Here is a 3,242-nt window from a genome sequence, read left to right on the forward strand (position 1 = left end):
CGGCGCCGCCCGCTCCCGCCACGGCGTGGGCCCGCGGCGCCGTGGTCGGCGCCGCCGCCACCGTGGGCGCGGCCTCCCTGTCCTTCGGGCTCTCCAGCGCCGCCGCGGCCTACTTCGCGCGGCAGGTCGTGGTGCCGCCGAAGTACCGTTCCGAGGACCTGCCCATCCTCGGGCTGACCCGCACCGGCGAGGACGGGGACCCGGCCGCGACGACCCTCGTGAAGCTGCCGGCCACGGTGGACACGACCGTGGCGGGCACCTACAGCCTGCGCTTCGACGCCGGCCGCGGCCACGCCCGGATCGGCGCGATCCGCTCCTACTCCCCGCAGGAGGGCACCGTGACCCGCGTGGTGGAGGAGGTCTACACGGGGGACCTCGCGAAGGCCTCCCGCGGCTTCTGGTCCGGGACCGTCTACCCGGACCCCGGTGCGGCCGGGCTGCCGTTCGAGGAGGTCGAGATCCCCATCGAGGTCGGCCCGGCGCCCTGCTGGGTCGTGCCCGCCGAGGGCGGGCCCACCCCGGAGGGCGAGCGGCCGCGGGAGCTGCCCGGGCCGTGGGCGATCATGGTGCACGGGCGCGGGGCCAACCGGATGGAGACGGTGCGCGCGGTGCCCGTGGCCCGGGAGCTCGGGCTGACCTCCCTGCTGATTTCCTACCGCAACGACCGCGAGGCGCCGCCCACCCACGACTTCCGGTACGGGCTGGGGTTCACGGAGTGGAAGGACGTGCAGACGGCGATCAGCTACGCCAAGTCCCGCGGCGCCACGCAGATCGTGCTCTTCGGCTGGTCCATGGGCGGGGCCATCTCCCTGCAGACGGCCGATCTCTCCTTCTACCGCGACGACATCGCCGCCCTGGTGCTGACCGGGCCGGTCGTGGACTGGTTCGAGCTGATCGCCCACCACTCCCGCACCCGGCGCATCCCCTCCGGGATCGGCCGGCTGGCCACCAGCCTCATCTCGCACCCGGGGGGCCGGATGCTGACCGGACTCGCCGCGCCGGTGGACCTCAAGGCCCTCGACTGGCTCTCCCGCAGCGAGCAGCTACACACGCCCACCCTGGTGCTGCACTCCGTGGACGACGAGTTCGTCCCCGCCGCCAGCTCCCGCCGGCTCGCGGAGCTGAACCGGTTCGTGGAGTTCGTGCCGTTCACCCGCGCCCGGCACACCAAGGAGTGGAACGTGGACCCGCGGCGCTGGGAGGACGCGGTGCGGAGGTGGCTGCCGGAGCGGCTGGCGCAGGACGCCCTGCCGGCCGGGGGAGCCGGGGCCGCGCGGCCCTGAGCCCGGTCAGCTCCGCAGCGCCGCCGTGCAGCCCCCGGTGAGCCGCAGCAGCTCGGCCGGGGCCAGCTCCACGTCCAGGCCGCGGCGCCCGCCGGAGACGAGCACCGTGGCCCACCCGAGCGCGGAGTCGTCCAGCAGGGTGGGGGAGGGGGTCTTCTGGCCCAGCGGGGAGATGCCCCCCACCACGTAGCCGGTGCGCCGCTCCGCCAGCCTGGGCTCGGCCAGGGCGGCCCTCTTCCAGCCCAGCGCGGCTGCGGCCGCGCGCACGGACAGCCGGGCGGAGACGGGCAGCACCGCCACCGCCCAGTCGCGCTCGTGGACGAGCATGAGGGTCTTGAACACCTGCGCGGGATCGCGGCCCAGCGCGGCGGCGGCCTCCAGGCCGAAGGACGCCGCCGCGGGGTCGTGCTCGTACTCGTGCCGGGCGTAGGCCACCCGCTCCCGCTCCAGGAGCGCGACGGCGGCCGTGGGCCCGGCGCGGCGGGCGGTCCTGGCCATGACGGGCGGCCCGGCCCTCAGGCGCCCTGGAGCTCGCGCACGCGCCGCTTGACCCGCCCGAGCATCGCCGACATCCCCCGCATCCGCAGCGGGGAGACGAGCTGGGTCAGGCCGAAGCGCTCCGGCAGGTCGTCGGGGACCTCGAGGACCTGCCGGGCGGGCAGGCCGTCGAGCCCCTCGTGCAGGATGGACGCGAACCCGCGGGTGGTGGGCGCCTCGGCCGGGGCGGAGAAGAACAGCCGCACCGGGGCCTCGGGGCCCGGCTCGCTGCCCTCGTCCCACTCGACGGTCAGGAACAGCGGCGACTGGCACTCCACGACCTGCTCCAGCTCCTCCGGATGCTCGCCGAGCCGGGCGGGCAGGGCCGGCAGGGAGTGGGAGAACTCCAGCAGCAGCTGGAGCTTGTCCTCCTCCGGGACGGCCGTGAAGTCCTCGACGAGCTCCTCGAGCTGGGCGGGCAGCGGAGCGCTCATCGGGACGCCCCCGGGGCCTCGCCGCGCTCCTCGCCGAGGACGATCGGCACGCGCACGGAGTTGCCCCACTCGGTCCACGAGCCGTCGTAGTTGCGCACCTTCTCGAAGCCGAGCAGGTACTTCAGCACGAACCAGGTGTGGCTGGAGCGCTCGCCGATGCGGCAGTAGGCGATGATGTCGTCGTCCTCGGCCAGGCCGACCTCGTCGCGGTAGACCGCCTCGAGCTCCTGGCGGGAGCGGAACCGGCCGTCCTCGGCGGCGGCCCGGGCCCACGGCACGGAGGCCGCGGTGGGGATGTGCCCGCCGCGCAGCGTGCCCTCCTGGGGGTACTCGGCCATGTGCGTGCGCTCACCGGTGTACTCCGGCAGGGACCGGACGTCGATCAGCGGCTGCTCGCCGAGGTGGCCGAGCACGTCCTCCTGGTACGCACGGGCCCGGGAGTCGTCGCGCTCGACCACCGGGTACTCGGCGCGCTCGGGCACGACCTTGTCGGTGGACAGCTCCCGGCCCTCGGCGATCCACTTGTCCCGCCCGCCGTTCATGAGCCGCACGTCGGGGTGGCCGAACAGCTCGAACACCCACAGGGCGTAGGCGGCCCACCAGTTCGACTTGTCCCCGTAGACGACCACGGTGGTGTCGCGGGAGATGCCCTTGCGGGACATCAGCTCCGCGAACTGCGCGCCGTCGACGTAGTCGCGGGTGTCGGGGCGGTTCAGGTCGGTGTGCCAGTCCACCTTCACGGCGCCCGGGACGTGCCCGGTCTCGTACAGCAGCACGTCCTCGTCGGACTCGACGAGGACCACGCCCGGGTCGTCGAGGTGCTCGGCGACCCACTGCGTGGACACCAGCCGCTCGGGGTGCGCGTACTGCGCGAACTCTTCGTTGTTCTCCACGGCAACGCCCATGGGGGCTCCTTCCGGGGTGGGGATCGGATTCCCCTCCAGCGTAGTGCTCCCGGCCGGGTGCCGCCCCCCGCACGGGCGGCACC

Annotated in this window: 4 protein-coding genes; 1 reads left to right on the forward strand and 3 read right to left on the reverse strand. The window is 74.6% G+C overall.

Going from position 1 to position 3,242, the window contains the following annotated elements; translation table 11 throughout:
* A partial coding sequence (locus ABL57_RS18340; protein ID WP_047804927.1) for a S9 family peptidase occupies window positions 1–1,283 on the forward strand: 1,283 nt, incomplete at its 5' end.
* Window positions 1,284–1,289: 6 nt separating this feature from the next.
* Here the strand turns inward: ABL57_RS18340 and ybaK are convergent.
* Genes ybaK through ABL57_RS18355 form a run of 3 tightly spaced genes read right to left on the reverse strand, consistent with a single transcriptional unit; the run spans window position 1,290 to window position 3,159 of the window.
* The gene (ybaK, locus tag ABL57_RS18345) at window positions 1,290–1,781 is read right to left on the reverse strand and encodes a Cys-tRNA(Pro) deacylase (RefSeq protein ID WP_047804928.1); all 492 of its coding nucleotides are present in this window, start codon (window positions 1,779–1,781) and stop codon (window positions 1,290–1,292) included.
* Window positions 1,782–1,798: 17 nt separating this feature from the next.
* Window positions 1,799–2,254 (reverse strand): SufE family protein, encoded by a 456-nt coding sequence (locus ABL57_RS18350; RefSeq protein WP_047804929.1) that lies wholly within the window; start codon window positions 2,252–2,254, stop codon window positions 1,799–1,801.
* The gene (locus tag ABL57_RS18355) at window positions 2,251–3,159 is read right to left on the reverse strand and encodes a sulfurtransferase (protein ID WP_047804930.1); all 909 of its coding nucleotides are present in this window, start codon (window positions 3,157–3,159) and stop codon (window positions 2,251–2,253) included. The genes ABL57_RS18350 and ABL57_RS18355 overlap by 4 nt, the downstream gene beginning before the upstream one ends.
* Window positions 3,160–3,242 lie beyond the last annotated feature (83 nt).

Origin of the sequence: Kocuria sp. SM24M-10 (assembly GCF_001027955.1) — a bacterium.
GTDB classification, from domain to species: Bacteria; Actinomycetota; Actinomycetes; order Actinomycetales; family Micrococcaceae; genus Kocuria; species Kocuria oceani.

Excerpts from the sequence above, each read along its gene's own strand:
- ybaK (WP_047804928.1), bottom strand. The coding sequence starts at position 1,781 with ATGGCCAGGACCGCCCGCCGCGCCGGGCCCACGGCCGCCGTCGCGCTC.
- ABL57_RS18350 (WP_047804929.1), bottom strand. The coding sequence starts at position 2,254 with ATGAGCGCTCCGCTGCCCGCCCAGCTCGAGGAGCTCGTCGAGGACTTC.
- ABL57_RS18355 (WP_047804930.1), bottom strand. The coding sequence starts at position 3,159 with ATGGGCGTTGCCGTGGAGAACAACGAAGAGTTCGCGCAGTACGCGCAC.